27 protein-coding genes are annotated in these 24,528 nt (G+C 59.2%); 18 read left to right on the plus strand and 9 right to left on the minus strand.

Annotated elements, in window-relative coordinates; all coding sequences use genetic code 11:
* Window positions 1-305: 305 nt before the first annotated feature.
* From ACR0NO_RS19985 to ACR0NO_RS19995, 3 genes are all read left to right on the plus strand, one after another.
* Window positions 306-1,460 carry a phosphoserine transaminase gene (locus ACR0NO_RS19985; RefSeq protein ID WP_480725254.1) on the plus strand — a complete coding sequence of 385 codons (1,155 nt, stop codon included), beginning with the start codon at window positions 306-308 and terminating at the stop codon, window positions 1,458-1,460.
* Between the two features lie 57 nt (window positions 1,461-1,517).
* Entirely contained in the window at window positions 1,518-3,113 is a 1,596-nt protein-coding gene (serA, locus tag ACR0NO_RS19990) for a phosphoglycerate dehydrogenase (protein WP_480725255.1), read from the plus strand.
* A gap of 121 nt (window positions 3,114-3,234) precedes the next feature.
* Window positions 3,235-3,960: a metallophosphoesterase family protein gene (locus tag ACR0NO_RS19995; RefSeq protein WP_480725256.1), complete on the plus strand. Its 726-nt coding sequence runs from the start codon at window positions 3,235-3,237 to the stop codon at window positions 3,958-3,960.
* Here the strand turns inward: ACR0NO_RS19995 and ACR0NO_RS20000 are convergent.
* The gene (locus tag ACR0NO_RS20000; RefSeq protein ID WP_480725257.1) at window positions 3,947-5,464 is read right to left on the minus strand and encodes a malonate--CoA ligase; all 1,518 of its coding nucleotides are present in this window, start codon (window positions 5,462-5,464) and stop codon (window positions 3,947-3,949) included. The genes ACR0NO_RS19995 and ACR0NO_RS20000 overlap by 14 nt on opposite strands.
* Before the next feature lie 144 nt (window positions 5,465-5,608).
* Between ACR0NO_RS20000 and serB the strand changes: the two genes are divergently transcribed.
* Window positions 5,609-6,484, plus strand: a complete 876-nt coding sequence (serB, locus tag ACR0NO_RS20005) for a phosphoserine phosphatase SerB (RefSeq protein ID WP_170637804.1) — start codon at window positions 5,609-5,611, stop codon at window positions 6,482-6,484.
* Here serB and ACR0NO_RS20010 read toward each other — a convergent pair.
* Complete coding sequence (locus ACR0NO_RS20010) at window positions 6,481-8,784, minus strand: caspase family protein (protein WP_480725259.1); 2,304 nt, start codon at window positions 8,782-8,784, stop codon at window positions 6,481-6,483. The genes serB and ACR0NO_RS20010 overlap by 4 nt on opposite strands.
* A 17-nt stretch (window positions 8,785-8,801) precedes the next feature.
* Window positions 8,802-9,128 carry a hypothetical protein gene (locus ACR0NO_RS20015; RefSeq protein WP_170637808.1) on the minus strand — a complete coding sequence of 109 codons (327 nt, stop codon included), beginning with the start codon at window positions 9,126-9,128 and terminating at the stop codon, window positions 8,802-8,804.
* Between the two features lie 183 nt (window positions 9,129-9,311).
* Here ACR0NO_RS20015 and ACR0NO_RS20020 point away from each other — a divergent pair, with 183 nt between their 5' ends.
* The 3 genes from ACR0NO_RS20020 to ACR0NO_RS20030 are packed head-to-tail and all read left to right on the plus strand — an operon-like array spanning window position 9,312 to window position 10,400.
* Complete coding sequence (locus ACR0NO_RS20020; protein ID WP_480725261.1) at window positions 9,312-9,641, plus strand: ArsR/SmtB family transcription factor; 330 nt, start codon at window positions 9,312-9,314, stop codon at window positions 9,639-9,641.
* A complete protein-coding gene (locus tag ACR0NO_RS20025) occupies window positions 9,629-10,057 on the plus strand; it encodes an SRPBCC family protein (RefSeq protein ID WP_480725263.1) in 429 nt (142 codons plus the stop codon). The genes ACR0NO_RS20020 and ACR0NO_RS20025 overlap by 13 nt, the downstream gene beginning before the upstream one ends.
* 22 nt (window positions 10,058-10,079) lie before the next feature.
* The gene (locus tag ACR0NO_RS20030) at window positions 10,080-10,400 is read left to right on the plus strand and encodes a YciI family protein (protein ID WP_170637813.1); all 321 of its coding nucleotides are present in this window, start codon (window positions 10,080-10,082) and stop codon (window positions 10,398-10,400) included.
* A 5-nt stretch (window positions 10,401-10,405) separates the two neighbouring features.
* Here the strand turns inward: ACR0NO_RS20030 and ACR0NO_RS20035 are convergent, their stop codons facing one another.
* Entirely contained in the window at window positions 10,406-11,404 is a 999-nt protein-coding gene (locus tag ACR0NO_RS20035) for an asparaginase (RefSeq protein ID WP_170637815.1), read from the minus strand.
* A 181-nt stretch (window positions 11,405-11,585) separates the two neighbouring features.
* On the opposite strand from ACR0NO_RS20035, the gene ACR0NO_RS20040 reads away from it, so the two are divergent.
* The 4 genes from ACR0NO_RS20040 (at window position 11,586) to ACR0NO_RS20055 (ending at window position 14,566) form a co-directional block, all read left to right on the plus strand.
* Complete coding sequence (locus ACR0NO_RS20040) at window positions 11,586-12,119, plus strand: invasion associated locus B family protein (RefSeq protein WP_170376002.1); 534 nt, start codon at window positions 11,586-11,588, stop codon at window positions 12,117-12,119.
* Between the two features lie 147 nt (window positions 12,120-12,266).
* The gene (locus ACR0NO_RS20045; RefSeq protein ID WP_170376001.1) at window positions 12,267-12,434 is read left to right on the plus strand and encodes a hypothetical protein; all 168 of its coding nucleotides are present in this window, start codon (window positions 12,267-12,269) and stop codon (window positions 12,432-12,434) included.
* 117 nt (window positions 12,435-12,551) lie between these two features.
* Entirely contained in the window at window positions 12,552-13,742 is a 1,191-nt protein-coding gene (gene rlmN / locus ACR0NO_RS20050; RefSeq protein ID WP_480725265.1) for a dual-specificity RNA methyltransferase RlmN, read from the plus strand.
* 200 nt (window positions 13,743-13,942) lie between these two features.
* On the plus strand, window positions 13,943-14,566 hold the full coding sequence (locus ACR0NO_RS20055) for a cytochrome P460 family protein (protein WP_480725266.1): 624 nt from the start codon (window positions 13,943-13,945) through the stop codon (window positions 14,564-14,566).
* 2 nt (window positions 14,567-14,568) lie between these two features.
* Here the strand turns inward: ACR0NO_RS20055 and ACR0NO_RS20060 are convergent, their stop codons facing one another.
* Complete coding sequence (locus tag ACR0NO_RS20060; protein WP_480725267.1) at window positions 14,569-14,907, minus strand: hypothetical protein; 339 nt, start codon at window positions 14,905-14,907, stop codon at window positions 14,569-14,571.
* Window positions 14,904-15,824 carry a DnaJ C-terminal domain-containing protein gene (locus ACR0NO_RS20065; protein ID WP_480725269.1) on the minus strand — a complete coding sequence of 307 codons (921 nt, stop codon included), beginning with the start codon at window positions 15,822-15,824 and terminating at the stop codon, window positions 14,904-14,906. Before ACR0NO_RS20065 ends, ACR0NO_RS20060 begins: the two co-directional genes overlap by 4 nt.
* 159 nt (window positions 15,825-15,983) lie before the next feature.
* Here ACR0NO_RS20065 and ACR0NO_RS20070 point away from each other — a divergent pair, with 159 nt between their 5' ends.
* Window positions 15,984-16,367 carry a hypothetical protein gene (locus tag ACR0NO_RS20070; protein ID WP_170644204.1) on the plus strand — a complete coding sequence of 128 codons (384 nt, stop codon included), beginning with the start codon at window positions 15,984-15,986 and terminating at the stop codon, window positions 16,365-16,367.
* On the opposite strand, the gene ACR0NO_RS20075 is transcribed toward ACR0NO_RS20070, so the two are convergent.
* Together ACR0NO_RS20075 and ACR0NO_RS20080 are read right to left on the minus strand one after the other, a co-directional pair.
* Window positions 16,368-17,465 (minus strand): cystathionine gamma-lyase, encoded by a 1,098-nt coding sequence (locus ACR0NO_RS20075; protein ID WP_480725270.1) that lies wholly within the window; start codon window positions 17,463-17,465, stop codon window positions 16,368-16,370.
* A gap of 3 nt (window positions 17,466-17,468) precedes the next feature.
* Window positions 17,469-18,311, minus strand: a complete 843-nt coding sequence (locus tag ACR0NO_RS20080; protein ID WP_170459791.1) for an LOG family protein — start codon at window positions 18,309-18,311, stop codon at window positions 17,469-17,471.
* A gap of 79 nt (window positions 18,312-18,390) precedes the next feature.
* On the opposite strand from ACR0NO_RS20080, the gene ACR0NO_RS20085 reads away from it, so the two are divergent.
* The 3 genes from ACR0NO_RS20085 (at window position 18,391) to dapD (ending at window position 20,883) form a co-directional block, all read left to right on the plus strand.
* On the plus strand, window positions 18,391-19,302 hold the full coding sequence (locus ACR0NO_RS20085; RefSeq protein WP_480725272.1) for a threonine/serine dehydratase: 912 nt from the start codon (window positions 18,391-18,393) through the stop codon (window positions 19,300-19,302).
* Window positions 19,303-19,346: 44 nt separating this feature from the next.
* On the plus strand, window positions 19,347-19,946 hold the full coding sequence (locus ACR0NO_RS20090; RefSeq protein WP_480725273.1) for a GntR family transcriptional regulator: 600 nt from the start codon (window positions 19,347-19,349) through the stop codon (window positions 19,944-19,946).
* Between the two features lie 109 nt (window positions 19,947-20,055).
* Window positions 20,056-20,883: a 2,3,4,5-tetrahydropyridine-2,6-dicarboxylate N-succinyltransferase gene (gene dapD / locus ACR0NO_RS20095; protein WP_480725274.1), complete on the plus strand. Its 828-nt coding sequence runs from the start codon at window positions 20,056-20,058 to the stop codon at window positions 20,881-20,883.
* 51 nt (window positions 20,884-20,934) lie between these two features.
* Here the strand turns inward: dapD and ACR0NO_RS20100 are convergent, their stop codons facing one another.
* Window positions 20,935-21,270, minus strand: coding sequence for a cupin domain-containing protein (locus ACR0NO_RS20100; RefSeq protein WP_170375979.1), 336 nt, complete (start codon window positions 21,268-21,270; stop codon window positions 20,935-20,937).
* Window positions 21,271-21,368: 98 nt separating this feature from the next.
* Here ACR0NO_RS20100 and ACR0NO_RS20105 point away from each other — a divergent pair, with 98 nt between their 5' ends.
* The 3 genes from ACR0NO_RS20105 to ACR0NO_RS20115 all read left to right on the plus strand — a co-directional run bounded on the left by ACR0NO_RS20105 (window position 21,369) and on the right by ACR0NO_RS20115 (window position 24,486).
* The gene (locus ACR0NO_RS20105; RefSeq protein WP_170375977.1) at window positions 21,369-21,713 is read left to right on the plus strand and encodes a hypothetical protein; all 345 of its coding nucleotides are present in this window, start codon (window positions 21,369-21,371) and stop codon (window positions 21,711-21,713) included.
* Between the two features lie 70 nt (window positions 21,714-21,783).
* Window positions 21,784-23,169 (plus strand): trypsin-like peptidase domain-containing protein, encoded by a 1,386-nt coding sequence (locus tag ACR0NO_RS20110; RefSeq protein WP_480725275.1) that lies wholly within the window; start codon window positions 21,784-21,786, stop codon window positions 23,167-23,169.
* 3 nt (window positions 23,170-23,172) lie between these two features.
* Window positions 23,173-24,486, plus strand: coding sequence for a replication-associated recombination protein A (locus tag ACR0NO_RS20115; RefSeq protein WP_480725277.1), 1,314 nt, complete (start codon window positions 23,173-23,175; stop codon window positions 24,484-24,486).
* The last annotated feature ends 42 nt before the right edge of the window (window positions 24,487-24,528 follow it).

Below are 24,528 nucleotides of genomic sequence, written 5' to 3' on the forward strand. Positions count from 1 at the left end.
GGCGTCGACAAATACTGGTCCCCCGTCAACCGCGTCGACAACGCATACGGAGACCGAAACCTCGTCTGCACATGCCCTCCAATGGAAGCATACGAAGAAGCCGCTGAATAATACAATAAACCCCGCCGCGAAATCGGCGGGGTTTTCGCTTATCGGAAACCTGCGTTCTGATTTGTACGCCTCAGGCATGTCGTTTTCTGTCGCAATAGCGTCTTTTCCGCTTGCTGCATCTGCAAAGCCCCCATAGCTCTGTCCGTGGGACACCCCTCCCCAACGAGGGGCGTGTATCTGGAAGGGTAATACAGATGACAAAAGAACAACCGGTCACGCGGCCGGCGAATCCGCGTTTTTCCTCAGGCCCCTGTGCCAAACCCCCCACATTTGATCTGTCCAAACTGGCCGATGCCGCGCTGGGTCGTTCGCACCGTGCGGCCGTGGGCAAGGACAAGCTGAAAGCGGCCATCGAAGGCACTCGCGAAGTGCTGGGCATTCCGGCGGATTACAAGATCGGCATCGTGCCAGCCTCGGACACCGGTGCGGTTGAGATGGCGCTGTGGTCTCTGCTGGGCGAACGCAAGGTTGAGATGCTGGCCTGGGAAAGCTTTGGCGCGGGCTGGGTGACTGACGTGGTCAAGCAGCTGAATATCGACGCCGAGGTGAAGACCGCAGATTACGGTCAGATCGTTGATCTTGCTTCGGTCGATTTCTCCAATGACGTGGTGTTTACGTGGAACGGTACGACTTCGGGCGTGCGGGTGCCCGACGGCGACTGGATCGCCGATGACCGTCAGGGCCTGACGATTTGTGATGCGACCTCGGCGGCCTTTGCGATAGACCTGCCCTGGGACAAGCTGGATGTGACCACCTTCAGCTGGCAGAAAGTGCTGGGTGGAGAAGCTGCACACGGGATGCTGATCCTGAGCCCACGCGCGGTTGAGCGGTTGGAAAGCTATAGCCCCGCATGGCCGCTTCCGAAGATTTTCCGCCTGACCAAAGGCGGCAAGCTGATCGAGGGTATCTTTACCGGGGCTACGATCAATACGCCCTCGATGCTAGCAGTCGAGGACTACCTGTTTGCGCTGGACTGGGCACGCTCGGTTGGTGGGTTGCAGGGGCTGATCGCCCGTGCTGATGCCAATGCCGGTGCGGTTCACGCTTTCTGCGACCAAAACGACTGGATCGCCAATCTGGCCGAGGATGTGGCGACGCAATCGAACACCTCGGTCTGCCTGAAATTCACAGATGGGCGCATTCAGGACGGTGCAGTATTCGCGAAAGCCGTGGCCAAACGGCTTGAAGCAGAGAATATCGCCTTGGACATCGGTGCCTATCGTGACGCGCCTTCGGGCCTGCGCATCTGGTGCGGCGGTACGGTTGAGACCTCGGATATCGAGGCGATGCTGCCGTGGCTGGCATGGGCCTTTGAGGCCGAGATCGCGGCGCAGTCTGAGGCTGCCTGACTTTTAGCCGGGCCGTCCAAGGCCCGGACCTTCCATACAATTCAAGGACCAGAGAAAATGGCCCCCAAAGTACTCGTATCTGACAAGCTCAGCGAAACCGCCGTGCAGATTTTCCGCGATCGCGGCATCGACGTGGATTTCGTGCCCGATCTGGGTAAGGACAAAGACAAACTGGCCGAGATGATCGGTCAGTATGACGGCCTTGCCATCCGTTCGGCCACAAAAGTTACACCGACCATTCTGGAGAAAGCCGACAAACTGAAAGTGATCGGTCGTGCCGGGATCGGGACCGACAATATCGACAAGGATGCGGCGTCGAAGAAGGGTGTGATCGTGATGAACACCCCCTTCGGCAACATGATCACCACCGCTGAGCATGCGATTGCGATGATGTTCGCCGTGGCGCGGCAGATCCCCGAGGCCAGCACCTCGACCCATGCGGGTAAGTGGGAAAAGTCCAAGTTCATGGGCATCGAGCTGACCAACAAGACCCTTGGCGTGATCGGGGCGGGCAATATCGGCGGTATCGTTTGCGAACGCGCGCTTGGCCTGAAGATGAAGGTTGTGGCCTATGACCCCTATCTGGGTGAAGAGAAAGCCGCGCAGATGGGTGTCGAAAAGGTCGAATTGGACGAGTTGCTGGCTCGCGCTGACTTTATCACTCTGCACGTTCCGCTGACGGATCAGACACGCAACATCCTGAGCCGTGAGAACCTCGCGAAAACCAAGAGGGGTGTACGGATCATCAACTGTGCCCGTGGTGGTCTGGTCGACGAAGACGCGCTGGCCGAGGCGCTGCAATCGGGTCATGTTGCAGGTGCGGCGTTTGACGTGTTCAGCGAAGAGCCGGCGAAAGAAAACGCTCTGTTCAACCTGCCCAACGTGGTCTGCACGCCTCACCTTGGCGCGGCAACGACCGAGGCGCAGGAGAACGTGGCGCTACAGGTGGCGGAGCAGATCTCGAACTATCTGCTGACCGGTGCGGTGGAAAATGCGTTGAACATGCCCAGCGTCACCGCTGAAGAGGCTAAGGTCATGGGGCCGTGGATCAAACTGGCGGGCCATCTGGGCAGTTTCATCGGCCAGATGACCGATGAGCCGGTTCAGGCGATCAACATCCTCTACGATGGTGTAGCGGCTGAAATGAACCTGGCCGCTCTGAACTGCGCCGTCGTTGCGGGGATCATGAAGAAGTTCAATCCCGAGGTGAACATGGTCTCGGCGCCGGTTGTCGCCAAAGAGCGTGGCATCAAGATCTCGACCACCAATCAGGACAAGTCCGGTGCGTTTGAGGGCTACATCAAGGTCACCGTCGTGACCACCAAGCGCGAACGCTCGATCGGTGGGACAGTGTTCAGCGATGGCAAGCCTCGCTTCATCCAGATCAAAGGCATCAATATCGACGCCGAGATCGGGGCGCATATGCTCTACACCACCAACGAGGATGTGCCGGGCATCATCGGTGCGCTGGGTCAGACCATGGGCGAGAACGACGTCAATATCGCGAACTTTACTCTTGGCCGGTCTGAAGCGGGTGGGGAGGCCATCGCTCTGCTTTACGTGGACGAACCTGTCCCGGCCGAGGCGCGCGCAAAGCTGGCGGAAACGGGCTTGTTCACGCAGATCAAACCGCTGGAGTTCGACGTCGCCTGATTGGCACCCTTTGTCATTTCAGACAATTTGACACCCGCGCCAAGGACCGGCGCGGGTGTTCCTGATTGCGCTATCAACGCTTTCGCCTCTAAACTGCCGTAACAGCAGACGAGACCTTTTCATGACCAAACCGATTTACGCCATTGGCGACCTGCACGGGCAGAGCGCCGAGTTCGACCGACTCCTCTCATTGATCGACCGCGACGGCGGGCCTGAGGCTCAGGTGGTGTTTCTGGGCGACTATACTGACCGGGGACCGGATAGCCGGGGCGTTCTGGACCGCTTGATCGCGGGATGCGCGGCAGGGCGGGACTGGATTACCTTACTAGGAAATCACGACCGCATGTTTGCATGGTTCCTCGAGGATTTCCCCCGCCATGATCCGCATCTTCTGGTCGGTTACCACTGGCTGCATGAGCGTCTGGGCGGGGTCGAAACACTTGCCAGCTATGGTATCGTTTTCGAGGGACAAACCCGGCTTGAGGATCTGCACGCCATGGCGTTGCAGGCCGTGCCCGAGGATCATCGTGCGTTCCTGCGCGGGCTGGTTTTGATGCACCAGACACCCGATCTGGCTTTCGTTCATGCGGGCATCCGCCCCGGTATCGCGCTGGATCAGCAGGACGAAAACGATCTGGTCTGGATTCGGCAGGAGTTTTTGAAACATACCGCGCCCCATCCCAAGTTGATCGTCCATGGCCATACTCCGGTCGACCGGGTGACGTATTGCGGGAACCGTCTGAATCTGGATACCGGCGCGGGGTATGGACGCCCGGCCAGTGTCGTTGTCTTCGAAGGCCGCACCTGTTGGGAGTTGACTGAAAAGGGCCGGGTCAGCCTTGTGTAAAGCTGTCTTTATAGGTCTCGCGCAGGGCGTTCTTTTGCACCTTGCCCATGGTGTTGCGGGGTAGCTCATCCAGCACGATCAGTTTGCGCGGATGTTTGAACCGGGCCAGCTGATCCTGAACAGTTGTTTGAATGGAATCCAGATCCAAGACTTGTCCGGGCCGAGGCACCAGAATGCCCAACACTGTTTCGCCAAAATCCGGATGCGGCACACCGATGACCGCGCTTTCCAGAACACCGGGTTGGTCATCCAGCAGAAGCTCGATTTCCTTGGGGTAGATGTTGTAGCCGCCCGAGATGATCAGGTCTTTGCCACGGCCGACGATATGGAGATAGCCATCCTCGTCCACCCGACCCAGATCGCCAGTGATAAAGAACCCGTCCTCGCGCAGCTCAGCGGCGGTTTTCTCGGGCATCTGCCAATAGCCCTTGAATACGTTCGGACCGCGCACCTCGATCATGCCGATCTCGCCGTGTGGCAGCAGCGCGCCGGTTTCGGGGTCCGTGACCTTCAACTCGACATCCGGCAGCGGGAACCCGACGGTCCCGGCGCGGCGTTCGCCGTTATAGGGGTTCGAGGTGTTCATGTTGGTTTCGGTCATTCCATAGCGTTCGAGGATACGATGCCCGGTGCGGGCTTCGAACAACTCATGGGTTTCTGCGAGCAGCGGTGCCGAGCCTGAGATGAACAGCCGCATATGGCGCGTCAGATCTCCGGTAAACCGGTCATCGCCCAGCAGGCGAGTGTAGAAGGTTGGCACACCCATCATCGAGGTGGCCTCCGGCATCAGACGCAGGATGTCGTCCAGATCGAATTTGGGCAGAAAGATCATCGACCCACCCGAAGCCAGCACCACATTGGTCGCTACGAACAGGCCATGCGTGTGAAAGATCGGCAGCGCATGCAGCAGCACATCGTCCTTGGTGAAGCGCCATTCCTGCACCAGCGTTTCGGCATTGGACAGCAGGTTGGCCTGCGTCAGCATCGCACCTTTCGACCGCCCCGTGGTGCCTGAGGTATAAAGGAGCGCCGCCAGATCATCCTCGGACCGGCTGTCAGGTTCAAACGCAGGCAGCATCCCCAGCGCCCGGCGCATCAGGCTGCCGCCGCCATCGGCGTTCAGTGTTTCAAGGTGGGCGTTCTGTGCTTGGGCAATCGGGGTCAGGCCTGCCTCGTTCGCGGTATCGCAGACCACCAGCTTCGCGCCGCTGTTTTCGATGAAATACTGCAGCTCAGTAGTTGTATAGGCGGTGTTGAGCGGCAGGAAAATCAGCCCGGTCAGCGCGCAAGCGGCGTAGAGTGCAAGCGCCTCGGGCGATTTTTCGACCTGAACGGCGACGCGGTCTCCGGGCTCAAGCTCCAGCCCGGTCAGCGCGTTGGCCAGCCGCGCGGCCATGTCGAGAAAGGCGGCGTGGGTCAGAACTTGACCGTCGGGCAGATGCAGGAACGGCGTGGATTTCCCAGCGTGAATGCCAAACAGACGATCATAAAGCGGGTTGGCCATTCGGTGTTCCTTTCTGTGCGTCGCGGGCTGAATCTGGCTGGGAAAACCGGGACCGTAAAGCCCCGTTTGCCAGATATTTCCAACCAACTCTGGCGAAAATGCTGCACCTGCGATATGCGCTATGCAGATTGCCGGAGACCTGCCATGTACGTTGCCACCTTGCTGACAAATCCCACCACACCCTCGCTTGAGGTCCCGATGGTGGACGCGCTGCGAAATGCGTGGGGCGGAGGTGAGGTCACGTGGCTCAACACCGGTGAGGCGGCCGAGTTCAGGCTGCCCGAGATGCCAGACAATCGCTGGGATGTCTGGGCCGATCTGCAAGAGATGAGCGTTGATCTGGTCGTTCAGCCATCCGAGGGGCGGCGCAAGAAAATGCTTCTGGCGGATATGGACAGCACCATGATCCAGCAGGAATGCATTGATGAGTTGGCGGATGAGGCGGGCGTGGGCGAGCGCGTCAAAGACATCACCGCGCGCGCAATGAATGGTGAGCTGGATTTCGAAGGCGCGCTGATCGAACGGGTCGGCCTGTTGAAAGGGCTGGACGTGGCGGTCATAGACCATGTTCTGAACACGCGGATCACCCTCATGCCAGGCGGGCGCGAACTGGTGGCGACCATGCGCACGGCTGGCGGCTATGCGGCCTTGGTCTCGGGCGGGTTCACCGCGTTTACAGCCCGCGTGGCAGAGCAGTTGGGGTTTGACGAGAATCGGGCGAACACACTGTTGACCGAGAATGGGCAGCTGACGGGTGATGTGCAGCGCCCGATCCTCGGGCGGCAGGCCAAGGTTGAATCGCTGGAGCGGATCACCGCAACGCTTGGATTGTCCGAGGGCGACGTGATCGCGGTTGGTGACGGAGCTAACGATCTGGGCATGCTGGGGCGGGCCGGAACCGGTGTTGCACTGCACGCGAAGCCCTCGGTTGCGGCTGAATGCGACGTGCGGATCAATCACGGAGACCTGACGGCCCTGCTTTATATTCAAGGCTACAGCAAGGCTGACTTCAGCGTCTAGAACAAGTCAAAGCGCACCGGATTCTGCGCCCAGTACACACGCGCGGCCAGCAACAACCGGGCCTTTGGATCGCTGGCGGCCGCATAGGGAACCGGAACACCGAACTTGGCGCTGATATTTTCGAGCGCAGTCAGAGTCGCCGGGCCGACTTGGCCATCGACGGTGACATTTTCCCCAAGTTCATTCAGCGCCAGTTGCAAAGCCCGATCCAGATCCCAGCGCGAGAGGCTGTCCAGCTGCGACTGAGCTTGCGCGGCAGGTTTCTCATTCGGCAGCAGGGCCGCTTTGGCCGCCCGTAGTGCTGCATCAGCCGGACCTTTGCCCGGTACCTGACCGTCCAGAATGATATAAGCTCCGTTCGCACCGCCCCAGGCATCACCGCGTTCCAGAGATGTATCGTACCAGGCCAAAGCCTCGGTACGGGGCCGGCCCTGTAGCTGGTCCCGCATGATCATGCGGGCGATACTAGCCGGAGCGGTTGGATGCCCGCCTTGGGCTGCCGCCAGAAAATAGGATTCAGCTTTGTCGAAATCGACCGGATTGCCGCCCAGACCATTCAGCGAAACATAGGCCAGATTGTCGTATCCATAGATATCCTGCCGCAGTTCGGACGCCCGTAGATATCGCAACCCACGCTCGGGGATATAGCGTTCCGAGTTTTCACGCAGGAAATACATGCCCAGTTCATTCATCGAATAGGTATGTCCAAGTTCGACCGACCGTTCCAAAAGCTCAAAGCCGCGGTTTTTCTCTTCGGTCGTTTCACCTTTGCGCAGCAATTGTTGGCCCAGCCGGTGCATGGCATAGGGGTCTTGCTGGGCAATGGCTTCTTCTAGCAAGGCGCGCGCTTTATCCGGGTCATAAGGGGTCTTAGTGACTGCGCGGTCGATGCGCTGTGTATCCAACAAAGTTGCCAGAGCGTATTTGGCGCGGATATGCCCGCCGTTTACAGCGGTCGTGAAACTCTCAAAGGCGCCTGGCACATTGCCTGCGGCTTGTTGCAAACGGCCCAGTTGATACTGGAACCGCGCGTTTTCCGGATAGTCCTCGACCGCTTGCGAACAGGCGGCCAGACCTTTGGTGATATCCAGCTCATTCGGCAGGCGAAACACGCCAACGCCATTAAGATCCAGCGCGTCCCCCGCTTCGAGATCGCAGGCGTTCATCCCCAATTCCAGAGAGACCTCAACCGTCTGTCGCGTCTGATCGGCGGTTACGACCTCGACTGCAAAGGTATCGGCAAAATCGGTTTTGGGCAGGTCAACGGCACGTGTGTCCGTGATCTCGGGCGTATAGGTCAGAGATGTTTCGCTTGCGCTGACAGCACCCCGGTCAGGGGTTTCCGTAACGCGCACATCTACGATATCCCTTCCCAGCGCTTGGCTTAGGCTTTGGGACAGCGGGACAGATTTGTCGAACTGATAGCTGAGCGATAGGGATTGGGGGGCGCCATCCTGCAGCGCCTCAGGTTCAACCTCGACCTTTTGCTGCGCCAGATAGAACGGGCGCACCAGCGTCGAGCTTTCCCAGGGGATCTGCTGCCCCGATGTTTTGGTGTGAACCCTCTCGCGAATGACCGGAAAGAGCTGTTGGATGTTCTCAAACGGAGAGGATTGGGCAGTTTCCAGAACAGCCGCCGTATAGGGGCTATTGTGGCCGATCTCGCCATCACTGGCCACCGCACCGGGCGAGGTGGAATAGGCCACCAGAGAATTCAACGGAGTCTTGAAAACATCGAACCCTTCGCGGGTCTCAAAAAGGTTGGCGTCCAGATCGGCCGCCAATCTGAGGTCTTGAAACGGATTGTCCCTGCAAGAGTCCAGAATGGCCACGTGGGCCGCGCTACGGGCGGACAGGGTGTCAATCACGCGATCCAGCGTCATCGTTGCCAACGGCACGTCATAGACGCTTTCAAACTTGGCATCCACGGGCAGCAAATAGTTTCGCCGCCCGATCTGAATGCCGTGACCCGCATAGTAGAACAGAACATCTGCGGAATCCGGGATGTTCAGAACCGCTGTGCGGATCAGCTCTTCAAACTCGCGTTTGGTCAGGTCATAGCCATCGAAGACTTGGAAATCGAAGTCCCGCAGCATGTCCGCAATGTCTTCGGCGTCTTTTCTGGCATTTGTCAGGTCGCCAACGCTCGTGTAGTCCTGATTGCCGATGACGATCGCAACCCTGCTGTTGGCGCTGGTTGCCGACGAGGACTGAGCGCTGAGGCCGCTAGCGCAAATCGTTAAGATAGACGCAGCTGCTAGTAAATGGCGCCGACCAGTTTTAGACCCAAGCTTAAGCATGTGGTGTCGTCTCCGGCTTAACCGCCCCAGCCGCCACCGCCGCCGCCACCGTCTCCACCACCGCCGCCACCGCCGCCGCCACCACCATCTCCGCCGTCGCGGTCATACGCATTTTGAGGCGCTGTCGATGAAACGGCCGTCGGGGTCACCGCGGGGGCTGCTGCAGGGGCTACTGCCGCCGTCGTTGTGGGCGCAGGCGCGGGAGTTGTCGCTACGGCCGCCGCTGGGGTTGGTTGAGGGGCGGTTGCAGCCGGGGTGACAGTCTCAGTCTGTGACCAAGGGGACGCACAGCCTGCAACAGCAAGGGTACAGGCGATAAACAATGAAGTGGACGCGAAGCGCATCTCAAGCCTCCTAAAATAAAACAACTTATTAAACTCACACATAACACCGTAACTTGTGTCTTTGGAGCAGGTCTATGAACCTTTTCACATATACACGAAAAGAAGAGGATCGGCCAATTATCCTGATTGGCGCTGACAAAAGGTAGGCTTTCCTTAATTTAACATTTTTGTTAAATAAGAATCATGACCGATCTTATTGCCGCCTTTTCCGCACTATCTGACCGCACTCGGTTTGCCATCGTCGAGCAACTGATGGAAGGCGGTGAACTGCCCGCCGGAGACCTGATCGAAGGCAAAGGCATGTCAGGTGCCGCAATCTCGCGCCACCTGAAGGTGCTGCGACAGGCCGGATTGGTGCAACAACGCGTGCTGGGCACCCAGAGGTTGTATTCCGTCCACTCCGAAGGTCTTCGTGCGATTGCCGAGTGGACGATCTCGAAACGGCAAGTCTGGGAAAGCAGTCTGGATCGTTTGGGTGACATTTTGGAAAGGGAAAATTCATGGCCGACCTGAAATTGGAGCGGGACTTTCCCGTCAGCCCAGAAGACCTTTTTGTTTGGGTGACAGATGGCTCAAAACTGCTGCAGTGGTGGGGGCCGGAAGGCGTGCATGTGCCGGATCACAATCTGGATTTTTCAAGAACCGGCCCATGGTTTTCGGTGATGGAAAACAGCGATGGACAGCAATTCAAGGTTTCGGGGCATGTCACGCATGTTAATCCACCGAACTCGGTTGGTTTCACGTGGGGTTGGCATGACGACCAGGATCAACGCGGGCCGGAAAGCCATGTGACTTTTTCTATAGCGGCAACTGAAACCGGTGCCCGACTTGTTATCGATCACAGAGAACTCGCAGACGCCGAAGCAGCTGAGAACCACAACACAGGCTGGACATCCTCGCTGCGCAAACTCGAGGCGCAGTGCCAATAGATTTCATTCAGGGAGGACCGAAATGCCCCAATATCTATTTGTTTATCACGGGGGCCACACCCCAACTGACCCCGCAGAGATCGAGGCAACCATGGCCGCGTGGGGCGCATGGTTTCAGAACATGGGCGAGGCTTTGGATATCCCGGGAAACCCGGTAGGCCAATCCTATACCGTCAGCAACGGCGGCGTTGTCGACAATGGCGGGGCTAACCCGGCCTCTGGCTTCACGGTGATCAAAGCCGATAGCATTGATGATGCAACCGAGATGGCCAAAGGCTGCCCGATGGTCATAAACGGATCTGGCTCGGTCGAAGTGGCGGAAATCCACGAAATCGAGATGTAGCTGCCTTAGTTCGGAAAGCCCGGCGCGGGTCGGATCACGCCGCATTCCAGTCCTCGGCGGCTGTATTGCGTGGCATTCATGAATTTGCGCGTGGCCGGGTGATCAGCCTCCAACACCCCGAGGCTGACCAGAATGGCCGCGATGGCGCATTCACTGGCGCGGGTGGTGCCATCGGTGATCTTCAGAGCAACGCCCATGCGTTTATCCGGCAGGATCGCGACAAAGACGGCTTCGGCCCCGGTCTTGATCGCAGCGCGCCCATTCATTGCGCGCATCAACTCTGTGCAGGCGCGGGTTTCGCCCGCGACAAGCTCTGGGTGCTTGATCATCGCGGCGGTCAGTTGCTGCGCCGCATCGCTCGACCGGTCTGACCGATCAGCGGCCGAGGCAAACCACGCCATTGAGCGCGCAAGCCCAACCAGCGAAGTCGCGAAATTCGGGGCCGAGCATCCGTCGATGCCGTACCCGGGGCTAGTCTCGCCGGTTGTTTCCTCGATGGCAGACAAGCAGGCCTGTTGAACAGGGTGGTCGATCTCAAGGTATTCCGGTCCGGCCCCCATATGCTGAGACAGGGTCAGAAACCCGCAGTGTTTCCCCGAGCAATTGTTGTGGATCTGGCACGGCGTATCGTCGGCCAGAATAAGCCGGTCGCGCGCGGCGATGTCGGCGGGCTCTTGCGGGCCGCAGCGCAGATCATGCTCGGTGAGACCCAGATGATCCAGCCAGACTGAGACGCGATCCGTGTGAATGGCGGCCCCGTTATGCGAGGCGCAGGCCAGCGCAAGATGTTCCGAGTTCAGCCCGTATTTGGCCGCAGCGCCAGACGTAACCACAGGCAAAGCCTGGATCATCTTGGCCGAGGAGCGTGGAAAGATCACTGCGTTCGGATCGCCCCAGCTTTGCACGATCTGCCCGGTGTCATCGCAGACCACTGCATGGCCCAGATGCAGGCTTTCCAACAAATCGCCGCGCCACAGTTCTGTCATCGGGATGGGCTGCGTCATCTGGACCTCCGGATTTATGCGCAAAATTCTGCCAATCGCCCTTTCGCCTGTGGCGAAACCTGCGTTAGTGTGTGTATGTCGACAATCATCGGAATGCGCAACGTTTCCAAGACGAACTGGCAGGGTTCGCATGGCTTTCCGATGGGTATGAGGTAGAAGGTCGAGCTAGGAGGCTGGACAAATGGGATCAATGCTTACCCGCGTGCTTGCGGGTCTGTGTGTGGCGGGTATGGCCACAACTGCAATCGCACAGCAGGGGACAAGTACAAACCGCGTCGCGGCAAAAACGGATTGGAGCGTTTTTGTCGAAGATGATCCTACCGAATGCTGGAGCGTTTCGGCCCCCAAGGAAACCGTGAATACGCGGGGCGGACGTGTCGTTTCTGTGCGCCGCAGCGACATCTTGCTGTTTGTCTTCTATCGTCCGAATGCCGAGGTCAAAGGACAAGTGACCTTTACCGGTGGCTACCCTTTTGCGGCCGGTTCCACGGTGAACCTGGTTGTAGACGGGTCTGAATTCGAACTGTTTACCGAGGGCGAGTGGGCCTGGCCGGCGACTGCTCAGGACGATGCCAAGATCGTCACCGCCATGAAGCGCGGGACCGAGGCTGTGCTGACCGCACGCTCGGAACGCGGGACGCAAACAAAGGACACGTTCTCTCTGCTGGGCTTCACCGCCGCGATTGAAGACGCGGAGACGCGCTGCACCAACTGATCTTTCGGGTCGCGATCACAAGCGACCCGTCTATTTTGCAGCTTCTTGCAAAATCCCATCAAATATTCAGAAAGCTTGATCCGTATCAAAGCGCATCCTTTTGGTATCTGAACTAATTGGTTCAGCAATAACAAAGGATGTCTGAATATGTTCGACAAAACTCTGATCACTCTGATGTTGGCTTCTTCACTGGTTCTGGCGGCTTGTGAAAAAGAGCCTGAAACCTACCCGATTACAGGTGAGGAATGCGGGCCCGAAGATCCGGTGAAAACGCTGGATGCCGAGGATTGCTTTATCCCGCCTGCAGGGGTCTGATCCGGCGAGAAAAGCGCGTAAGGGTCAATACGATTCCTTTTGATCTTTGCGCGCAATCCTATATAGAGGCGCATCCAAATCCGGAATTCACCTGAGATACGCCCAGTAGGTACCCAAATGTCGCCCAAAGCGCCGATCACTCAAGACGTCATGACCATTCCCCGCAAACTGCCTGAGGGGAAGGTGAACCTTGTCGGTCTGACTCGCGATCAGCTCCGCGCGACACTGATCGAACATGGCACGCCGGAAAAGCAGGCCAAGATGCGGACCGGTCAAATCTGGCAGTGGATCTACCAATGGGGCGTGCGCGATTTCGCACTGATGACCAACCTGGCCAAAGCCTATCGCGCGCAACTGGCCGCGAGTTTTGTGATCGAAATTCCCGAAGTGGTCACCCGTCAGGTGTCCGAAGACGGCACGCGCAAATACCTGTGTCGTATTGCGGGCGGGCACGAGGTCGAGGTCGTTTACATCCCTGAAGAGGATCGTGGTACGCTGTGTATCTCGTCTCAGGTGGGGTGTACGCTGACCTGCTCTTTCTGCCATACCGGCACTCAGAAATTGGTGCGCAACCTGACAGCAGCCGAGATTGTGGGTCAGGTGATGATGGCCCGCGATGATCTTGAGGAATGGCCCACGCCCGGTGCGCCTAAGGATGAAACCCGCCTGCTGTCGAACATCGTTTTGATGGGCATGGGTGAGCCGCTCTACAATTTCGAGAACGTCCGCGACGCGATGAAGATCGCTATGGACCCTGAAGGGATTTCCCTGTCGCGCCGCCGGATCACGTTGTCGACGAGCGGCGTTGTTCCGGAAATCGCGCGCACGGCCGAAGAGATCGGCTGCCTTTTGGCGATCTCGTTCCACGCCACCACCGATGAAACCCGCGACGTTCTGGTGCCGATCAACAAGCGCTGGAACATTGAGGAGTTGTTGCAAGCGCTGGCCAGCTACCCCAATGTCTCGAATTCCGAACGGATCACGTTCGAATACGTGATGCTGGATGGCGTGAACGACAGCGACGAGGACGCGCATCGTCTGATCGACCACATCAAGCGTCATAGAATCCCGGCCAAGATCAACCTGATTCCGTTCAACGAATGGCCCGGCGCGCCGTACAAGCGCAGCTCGAACAATCGTATCCGGGCCTTTGCGAATATCATCTATCAGGCCGGTTATGCCTCACCCATCCGCAAAACGCGCGGTGAGGATATTATGGCGGCCTGCGGTCAGTTGAAATCGGCAACCGAGCGTGCGCGCAAATCGCGTAAACAGATCGAAGCGGAGGCTGGGTTGAGCGGTAACTAAGCCATTTCTGCCAAGGGTTGCAGCGGTAAACTTAATGTTTCCGGTGCTGATTTTGTCTTCAATATTTGCTATGTGTTAGGGCGTCCGGTCCTGTTTCGGACGCTCGGCTTTCCCTTGAAACGCCGGGGCTTTTTCGCCGCGAGCCTATTTCTTCGCTACGCGCGGCATGTAGGCAAACTGATATTTCAGGTGAGCCCCAAATGATTGAACGACCTCGAAGTAAATTGAAAACCATTGCATTTGCAGTCCTATTTGTACCGCTATCTGCGGCGGGCGCTTTTGCGGAAGACCCTGACGCTCATCTGGCCATCGAAAATCCGGCCGAGCTGAGTAAGGACGAAGCCAACGCGCATTATCGCGCGCTGTCGAAACGCATGGCGCGTGGCTACGCGACGTCGCAGTTGGATCTCATTTTGAATTACCAAAGCTGGCCGCTGTTCAATGATGCGCCCTATATCTCGGCAACACACGGGCAGCGGTTCGTGAACAGCTACGCCAACCGCATGGCGCTGAACTACGGGACCCTGCAACCGGGTGAGCTTTTGCCCATGGGCTCGGTTCTGGCCAAGGACAGCATGACGGTAACGGATGAGGGCAAGATCTACCCCGGTGCGATGTTCGTGATGGAGAAACTGGCCCAAGGCGCCAACCCCGCGACAGCAGACTGGCGGTACATTATGGTGCTGCCCGATGGGTCTTTGTTTGGCGACACTCTGGGCGATCGGGCCGGGGCCGTGGCCTATTGCCATGACTGCCACGTGCAGGTGGCCGACAGGGACTACACCTTCTACGTTCCCGAGGACTACCAGATCAAAGGTAACTAGACCTACCCACGACGAAAGCGGGCGGTTCCGATAACCTCAATCAGTTGCTGCCGCACGGGATCGGGTTGCGCCTCGACCGCGTTCAGAACCTCACGCAGTTCGGCGCGTAGCCCGTGCATCTGATCGATCAGAGAGATCATCATCGACAGGGCATCGGCCTCCATATCGTATTGCTCGTGCAATTCGCAGGCCAATTCCAGCCGGGCGACGTCGATGCTGTGGTAGACGACCCCTTGGTCTGATTGCTCGGGGATCACGATCTCTGCCGCCAGATACTCGGTCAGGCGGTCCGAGGTCAGGCGAGAGATGGTTTCGATCAGTTCCTCTTCGGTCAGGGTCATGACGGCATTCCTTTCCGAGGATCATAGTGATGGGCGTCGCGCCATGTCTCCATGAATTGCTTGAGATCGTCGTCGATCTGGTCGGGCAGGGCGACGGTAAGTTCGATCAGTTGATCCCCCCGTTCGGACGAGCCGCGTTTTTTGACTCCCTTGCCCCGCAGGCGCAGGGTTTTGCCGCTGCTGGTGCCTGCCGGGACGGTGACATTGACGCCACCGTCGATTGTGGGGGCAGGGACTTTGCCACCCAAGACAGCCTCATCAATGGTGATCGGCAATGTGATGTGAATGTCATCCCCCTGCCGGTCGAACAACGGATGGTCCGCGACCGAGATCGTGACCAGCGCATCCCCAGGAGGCCCCTCACCATAGCCCGGAGCGCCCTTGCCTCGCAGTCGGATGGTCTGGCCCGTGGTGATACCCGCCGGGATTTTAACCTCGATCCGGTTACCATCGGGCAATGTTAGTTTCTGGCTGGCCCCAAACACTGCATCCAGAAAGCTGATCTGCAGTGAGTAATTCAGATTGTGACCCGGCGCATGGAATTCCTGTGTGCGCTGGCCGCCAAACCCACCGCGGCCACGCATGAATTCGGCGAAGATGTCCGACATGTCATCCGGGTCTGCCTGCCGTCCGCGATAGGGGTTTCCGGCGGCCTCGGCATAGTCGCGATAATATTGCTGTTGAGGGCGCTCCTGACCCGAAGCGTCAATCTCGCCATTGTCATAGCGGGCACGGGTTTCAGGGTCTTTCAGCAGATCGTAAGCAGCGGCGGCGGCTTTAAACTTGGCCTCGGCCTCGGCATCACCGGGTTTGAGGTCCGGGTGGCATTCCTTGGCGATGCGCCGATAGGCTTTCTTGATCTCGGCGGCACTGGCGTCTTTGGCGACACCGAGGACGGAATAGGGATCGTCGCTCATCTCACCTCTCGCGGATGTGGGTCGGTCTGATCTTTATGAATGTGTTTTATCATGCGATTTCAACCGACCAAAAGGAAGAGGCAATTGAATTGGCTCGAAAAATCCTACAGGTTTGATAATATCTGCATGTCTGTACCTGTTCATACACGGAGAGCCTGAATGTCGCGCAGAATCAAATCCGCTCTGGCCTTGCTGGCCGGGAATGCCATCGGCCTGTTGCTGGCGTCGCTCATTTTGAACGGCTTTGCCATCAAGCCGATCTCATTCATCGTTGTGGTGCTTGTGTTCACCGTCGTTCAGGTGATTGCCGAGCCGCTGATCCTGAAGCTTGGGGAAAAGAAGGCGCCGGCGCTCAAGGGTGGGATCGCGTTGATCGTGACCTTTGTGGGTCTGCTGGTCACCGACCTGATTGCCTCGGGGCTGACGGTTGGGGGTGTTTCCAACCTGCTGGCCGCAACGCTGTTGGTCTGGCTGGGGGCGTTGATCGCAAGCGTGGTGCTGCCGATCTACGTGTTCAAGGAATTGCGTGAAGCTAAGAAATAGTCAGAGCGCCTTCAGGCTGGCCTCGAACGCCTGCCAAAGCTCTTCAACCGGCTCACACCCGACCGACAGGCGGACAAAGGCGGGGTCGACAGCGTCACCCCACCGGGCGCGGCGCTCAGCCGAGCTGTGAACGCCGCCGAAGGACGTGGCGGGCCGCAGCAAAGGGCAGGTATTGATGAAGGCCTCGGCCTTGTCTTCGCTTTCTAGCGTAAGGGATAGCAGGAACCCGAACCGTGTGGTCTGAGCCTGCGCAAGTGCGTGGGATGGATCGTTCGATAAGCCGGGATAGCGGATGTGCTTGACGGCCGGATGCGCTGCCAGACGCTCGGCCAGCACTTGGGCCGAGGCGCACATGCGATCAAAACGCACGTCCAGAGTCTCGAGCCCGCGATGCAGAAGCCATGCTTCGTGCGGTCCGGGGATTGAACCTGAGACGCGGCGCCATTCCTCGACCCGCTCCATGATCTGCGCGTCGCGGCTGGCGACGTGGCCCATCAGCATGTCCGAATGCCCGCCCATGGCTTTGGTGTCTGAGGACACGACCACGTTGATGCCCAGATCCAACGGTCGCTGGCCCAATGGCGTCATGGTGGTGTTGTCGGCAATCGTCACGCCTCCGGCGGTGCGTACTTGCTCGGCCACTGCGCGCAGGTCGATCATGTCTAGACCGGGGTTCGAGGGGCTTTCGACAAAGACCACATCGAACCCGTCAAATCCGCCTTGGGCGAAGGCGGTGGTGGCGCGTTCCTCGACCTCGACACCCAGACGCGACAGGAAACGATCAGCCAGCAGGCGGGTGACATAGTAGCCATCCGAGGGGATCAACAGGCGCGACCCGGCCTGAACGGTTGCAAACAAAGCGGCCGAGATGGCAGCCATACCCGACGGGAAACTGAGGCAGGGCGCGTCTTCGAGATGTGAAAGCACATGTTCCAAATGCACCCAGGTCGGGTTGTCGACGCGGCCATAGGTGGCATGCCCGTCCGGTAAACCGGGCAGGTGGTACATGCTGCTTTGGGTCAGCGGCAGGGCGACGGGTTCGCCCTTTTCCAACGCGTTACCACGCAGGTGAAGCACTTCTCCGGGTTTGTTGGCCATGGCTCAGCGTCCCGGAATGGCGTCGCGAGGCGGGGCGGGTTCCCAGTTTTCGATGATCTCAACCGCTTCTTGCGCGGTGTCGACAAAGCGGAACAGGTCGAGGTCTTCGTCCGAGATCGTGCCCGCATCGGCCAGCGCTGACCAATTGATGACCTTTTCCCAGAATTCGCGACCAAACAGCAGGAAGGGCACACGCTCCATCCGTCCCGTTTGGATCAGGGTGAGGGACTCGAACAGTTCATCCATCGTGCCAAAGCCGCCGGGGAAGATGGTGATGGCACGAGCGCGCATCAGGAAGTGCATCTTGCGGATGGCGAAATAGTGGAAGTTGAAGCTGAGGTCCGGCGTCACATAAAGGTTCGGCGCTTGTTCATGCGGCAGAACAATGTTCAGACCGATGGAGCAACCACCGGCATCCTGCGCGCCGCGGTTTCCGGCCTCCATCACGCCGGGGCCGCCACCCGTGACGATGACATTTTCGCGGCAGCCCGTCTCGTTCGACTTCTCGGTCATCAGCCGCGCGAATTCGCGCGCCTCGTCATAATATTGGGACAGACCGGCCAGCGTTTCGGTGCGGGCGGTGTGTTTCTGTGACGGTTCCGGAATGCGTGCGCCGCCAAACATAACGATGGTCGAGGTGATCTCACGCTCGCTCATGATCATCTCGGGTTTCAGCAGTTCAAGCTGCAAACGCACCGGGCGCAGCTCATCACGGCACAGGAATTCCTCATCGGCGAAGGCCAGACGATAGGCCGGAGACCGCGTTTGGGGCGTGTCCGGCACCTCGCTCGCGGTCGAGCGGTCGGTCTGCGCGTCGCGGAAAGGGCTGTGGCGGTCTTCTCTCATTGGTGAACGATCCCTGCTTGCGTGTTTGACAAACAGCTATAGGGTTCGCGGGCAGAGTGCCAGTCACGGAAAGACAAGAATGGATTGGAAGACGGAAATTAAGGCGGCAGCAGAACGCATTGCCGGTCACGCGCAGATAACCCCGGTCATGGAGAGCCATATTCCCGGCTATCCGATCGAGCTGAAGCTTGAGCATATGCAACACACCGGCAGCTTCAAGGCGCGCGGGGCGTTCAACACGTTGCTGAGCATGGAGGTGCCGCAGGCGGGGGTCGTGGCGGCCTCGGGTGGGAACCACGGGGCGGCAGCGGCCTATGCGGCGCGTGCGTTGGGGCACCCGGCCAAGATTTTTGTGCCAGAGATCGCGGGTCCGTCCAAGATTGCCCTGATCGAACAGATCGGCGCGGACCTCAGCGTCGTGCCCGGCGAATATGCCAGCGCGCTGGCGATGGCGCAGGCGCATGAGGACAAGACCGGCGCAATGCAGATTCACGCGTATGACGCGCCCGCCACAGTTGCCGGGCAGGGCACTTGCTTCGCCGAATGGGAGGCGCAGGGGCTGGAGGCCGATACCGTCCTGATCGCCGTTGGCGGCGGCGGGCTTATCGCGGGTGCTCTGGCCTGGTTTCAAGGCGCGCGTAAGGTTGTGGCGGTTGAGCCTGAGACTTCTTGCGCGTTGAACGCCGCCCTGCAGGCTGGTGAGCCGGTGGATGTTTCGGTTTCCGGCGTTGCGGCCAACGCGCTGGGCGCGCGGCGGATCGGTTCGATCTGTTTTGAACTGGCCCAGGGGATGGAGTCGGTACTGGTATCCGATCAGGCCATATCTGAGGCGCAGCGCGTATTGTGGCAAGCGCATCGCATCCTTGTCGAACCTGCCGGAGCGGCCGCGTTGGCGGCGCTAATGTCGGGCGCCTACACGCCAGTGCCGGGCGAACGCGTCGCCGTTCTGGTCTGTGGCGGGAACATTGCACCGGACCCTTTTGCAGGCTGAATTATCGCCTTGTGAAAACAGGTTGAGGATTTTATCTATAATTCATGAGCGCCACGATTGCCGATACAATCTACGAAAATCTCAGGCAGCAGATCATCACCGGTGATCTGAACGCCGGTGAGAAGCTGCGCCAGGATCACATCGCCAAGGCCTTTGAGACCAGTCACGTACCAGTGCGCGAGGCTCTGCTTCGGCTCGAGGGGCATGGCCTTGCCAAAAGCGAACCGCGGCGCGGTATGCGTGTCGCAGTTCTCGACCCGACCGAGGTGCGCGAAGTGGTCGAAATGCGCGTGGTGCTTGAGCCTTTGGCCCTGCAGCATTCCGTGCAGAACATGACGCCCGGCGATGTGAAGCGAATGGATGAGGCGCGGATGGCCTGCGATGAGGCGCAGACCATGCCGGACTGGGAAACACGTAACCGGGTCTTTCACCGGGCGCTCCTGACGCCCTGCGGCATGCCGCGCCTGCTGCACACGATTGATGACCTTCATATCGCCAGCGCGCGTCATCTGTTTGCCCATTGGAGACCCAAGTGGAAACAGCGCGTCGACAAGGATCATCTGGCGATTGTTCAGGCGTTGAAACACAAGGATCTTGCCGCGGCAACGACCATCCTGATCCGCCATATCCGCCGCGCCAGCTGAGGGTCGGACGATTCCGCCGCAAAAGAGCCCCTGTTCGTCGCATTGCGCCGTGGGCTTGGCTTTCGTATAGGCCACACCGACACGAACAGATTCTGTAGGGAGACGCCCAATGTCCAATGCGCAACTGGAAGCCGCCATCGAATCCGCCTGGGAGGCGCGCGATACCATCACGCCCGCAACAACAGGCGAACAGCGCGAAGCCATCGAAGACACGCTGAACGCGCTGGACAGCGGCGCATTGCGCGTTGCCGAAAAACTGGACAGCGGTGACTGGCACGTCAACCAGTGGGCTAAGAAAGCGGTTCTGCTGGGCTTCCGTATCAAGGACATGGAAATTCAGACCGGCGGCCCTCAGGCTGGTGGCTGGTGGGACAAGGTGGACAGCAAATTCGCCGGTTGGAGCGAAGACCACTGGAAGGCCGCCGGTTTCCGTGCCGTGCCCAACTGCGTTGTCCGTAAGTCGGCCTATATCGCGCCGGGCGCAGTACTGATGCCGTCTTTCGTGAACCTCGGCGCCTATGTCGACGAAGGCACCATGGTGGATACATGGGCGACCGTCGGGTCCTGCGCGCAGATCGGCAAGAACGTTCACTTGTCGGGCGGCGTCGGGATCGGCGGCGTGCTGGAGCCGATGCAGGCTGGCCCCACCATCATTGAAGACAATTGCTTTATCGGCGCGCGCTCTGAGGTGGTCGAAGGCTGCATCGTGCGCGAAGGCTCAGTTCTGGGCATGGGCGTTTTCATCGGCAAATCGACCAAGATCGTTGACCGTGAGACCGGCGAGGTCACCTATGGTGAGGTTCCGCCCTATTCCGTGGTTGTTGCAGGTTCGATGCCATCGCAGAACAACATCAGTCTCTATTGCGCGGTGATCGTGAAGCGGGTGGATGAAAAGACCCGCTCGAAAACCGGTATCAACGAATTGCTGCGTGACTAAGCGCGATTCATCGAAACGATTGGCCGCAGCCCTGTGCTGCGGCCTTTTTTGTTAGGCTTTGACAGGATAGCGGTCCGGCTCTTCAAACACGTCGATCACGCGTGAGCCTGCCTTGATCTTACCGCCATGCTCGACCCCGTCCGGGATGGAGTAGCTGTCGCCAGGGCGATAGATTCGGGTCTCAGCCCCTATCGTCAGCTCTACTTCGCCTTCGATGACAGTGCCCCATTGGGCCTTGTGGGCGTGCATCGGCAATTCAAAATCCTTTAGGAAAGTGAAAAACGCGACTAGCCCGGCATCAGAGCGGATCACGGCTGTTTGCACGACGTCCTCGGGGAAGGGAACGTCCAGGCTGGGAAAGTCGGCAATGAAATCTGGAAAGGTCATCAAACATCCCTAGTGGCTCGTGAAAATACCACTATGCAGAGTTGTCAGCTCCATGCAAATGCTTGACCGTGCAAGGGTGCAGGTCTATGGCCCCCTGCATGGAAAAGCAAAAGAAACCCTCTCGTCAGCAAGTCTATACCCTGCTCGTGCAGATCGGCCGCAAGGAGGGCGACGGCCTGCCAGACGGCGCGACCGGAGCGGCCCTGATGTGCTTTGCCAGTGGCGTGGATGAGGCCGAGGCCGTGCGTGAAACGGTTGCGATCCTGAAACAGGCCGACACCGCCCCTCTGGACGTGACCGGCTATGGCACATTGGCCGAGCGCGAGGCGCAGGGGCATGACATCGACCCTGATGAACGCGCCTTGATGCAGCGGGCACTGGACGAGAACGCGGTCATTGTCGCGCAGATGACGCCGTTTTTTGACGAAGGTGCAAAAGGCTGACGACTGGCCTTCTTGCATTGACGATCCGCTCGGCGCATATCCAGAGGGCTTTACTGGATTGAGGTTCCTCATGCGTCGCTGGATTTTCATCGCTGTTTCGGTCGCCATGGCATCGGTTGCCCATGCCGAGACGCGCGTCCCTCAATCCCAAGCCGAAATCTCGCTTGGTTTTGCCCCCGTAGTGAAAGAGGCCGCGCCTGCGGTTGTGAACATCTATGCCAAGATCGTACGGCAGGGGCGGTCGCGGCCGTTGTTCTCGGACCCGTTCTTTCAGGATTTCTTTGGGCGTGGATTTGGAGAGCCACAGCAGCGGGTCCAGAACTCGCTGGGTTCTGGCGTGATCTTGTCCGAGGATGGGTATGTGGTGTCGAATTACCACGTGGTCGGCTCGGCCACTGAAATTCGTGTGGTCACGACCGACCGGCGCGAATTCACCGCCGAGGTGGTGTTGGGCCACGAAGAAAGCGATATCGCAATCCTGCGGCTGGAAGAGGCGCAGGACCTGCCCTTCCTGACCCTGCGCGATTCGGATCATGTTGAGGTGGGTGAGTTGGCCTTGGCGATCGGTAATCCGTTTGGGATCGGACAGACGGTGTCCTCGGGCATTATATCGGGATTGGCGCGCACTGGCACGGCGACGGGGAACGCGCGCGGCTATTTTCTTCAGACCGATGCGGCGATCAACCCGGGCAACTCGGGCGGGGCTCTGATTGACGTGAATGGTGATCTGATCGGGATCAACACCTCGATCCTGACGCGGTCCGGTGGTTCAAACGGGATCGGTTTCGCCATCCCGGCCAATCTGGTGGCCGAGTTTCTGCGGCAGGCGCAAGAGGGCAATGAAACTTTTGTCAGCCCCTGGGCGGGCATGAGCGGCCAGCACATGAGCGCCGACATTGCCGAGTCTCTGGGCTTGGTGATCCCTATGGGCGTGGTGATCTCGGATTTGCACGACCTTAGCCCTCTGGCCGAGGCCGGATTGCGGGTTGGCGATGTGGTCACACATGTGGACGGGGATGAGGTGAACTCTCCGGCCGAGATGAAATTCCGCATGTCCGTGGCGGGGGTCGGCGGCACATCCGTTCTGACCCGCTTGCGCGGTGAGGAAAGTGACGACGTTGAAGTGGCGCTGATCCGTGCGCCTGATACGCCAGATGCCGAAAAGACGACCTTGGATGAAAGCACCGTACTGCCCGAACTGACCGTCTCGGGCGTCAACCCGGCTGTGATCATTGATCTGGGGCTTAAACTGTCCCAATCCGGCGTCGTTGTTGTTGACCCGGGACCATACGGTGCCCGTGCGGGTCTGCGTGTCGGCGACGTTCTGGAGGCAATCAATGGCGCAGACATCGCGCGCCCACAGGACGTGGTGCGCGCGCTGACCGATCCGGGGCGCAGGATCAACATGCTGATCCAACGTGGCGGCCGCAGCCTGTCCCTGCGATTCCGGCTTTAGCGCATGAGCGATCTGTTCGACACCGGCGCGGCCGAGCCAGCTGCGAACCCGCACCGCCCCTTGGCGGATCGCCTGCGTCCACAAACGCTGGCCGAAGTGATCGGGCAAGAGCAGGTTCTGGGCCCTGATGCGCCCTTGGGGGTCATGCTGGCCTCAGGCAGCCTGTCCAGCCTGATTTTCTGGGGGCCTCCGGGCGTTGGAAAAACGACCATCGCGCGATTGCTGGCGCAGGAAACCGATCTGCATTTCGTTCAGATCAGCGCGATCTTTACAGGTGTGCCGGACCTGAAAAAGGTGTTCGAAGCGGCAAAGATCCGGCGTCAAAACGGACAGGGGACGTTGCTGTTCGTGGATGAGATCCACCGCTTCAACAAAGCCCAGCAGGACGGGTTTCTGCCCCATATGGAAGACGGGACCATCCTGCTGGTCGGGGCCACAACCGAAAACCCGTCGTTCGAGTTGAACGCCGCGGTCCTGAGCCGGTCGCAAGTTCTGGTGTTGGAGCGCCTGAGCCTCGCAGATCTGGAACGTCTGACCCAGCGGGCCGAGAAAGAGCTGGGCAAAGCGCTGCCCCTGACGCTTGCCGCACGTGATGCACTGCACGAAATGGCGGATGGTGACGGGCGGGCCTTGTTGAACCTGATTGAACAGGTTGCGGCGTGGAAGGTTGACGCGCCACTGGATCCGGATGCGTTGGCGACGCGCCTGATGCGGCGCGCGGCGAAATACGACAAGTCGGGGGACGAGCATTACAACCTGATCTCGGCCTTGCACAAATCGGTGCGCGGGTCCGACCCGGATGCGGCGCTCTACTGGTTTGCGCGGATGCTGACCGGGGGCGAGGATCCGCGCTATCTGGCCCGTCGGATCACGCGAATGGCGGTTGAGGATATCGGTCTGGCCGACCCCCAGGCGCAGGCGATCTGCTTGCAATCGTGGGAGACCTATGAACGGTTGGGCTCTCCTGAGGGAGAGCTGGCGCTGGCGCAGGCGCTGGTCTATCTGGCGCTGGCGCCGAAATCGAACGGGGCCTATGTGGGCTACAAGGCCGCGATGCGCCTGGCGAAGCAATCAGGCAGTGAGCCGCCGCCAAAGCATATCCTGAACGCGCCTACCTCGTTGATGAAGGATCAGGGCTATGGCGACGGTTACGCCTATGACCACGATGCCGAAGATGGGTTCTCGGGTCAGAACTACTTCCCAGAGACGATGAAGCGGCCTGTGCTTTATCAACCGGTCGAACGTGGGTTCGAGCGAGAGTTGAAGAAGCGGCTGGACTATTTCGCCAAGCTACGCACGCAGCGCAACAGCGGGTAACGCAGGGTCAATTTCGTGCTGCCGTGGCGTCACAGGCGACAG

The organism is Ruegeria sp. CL3 (genome assembly GCF_056536505.1).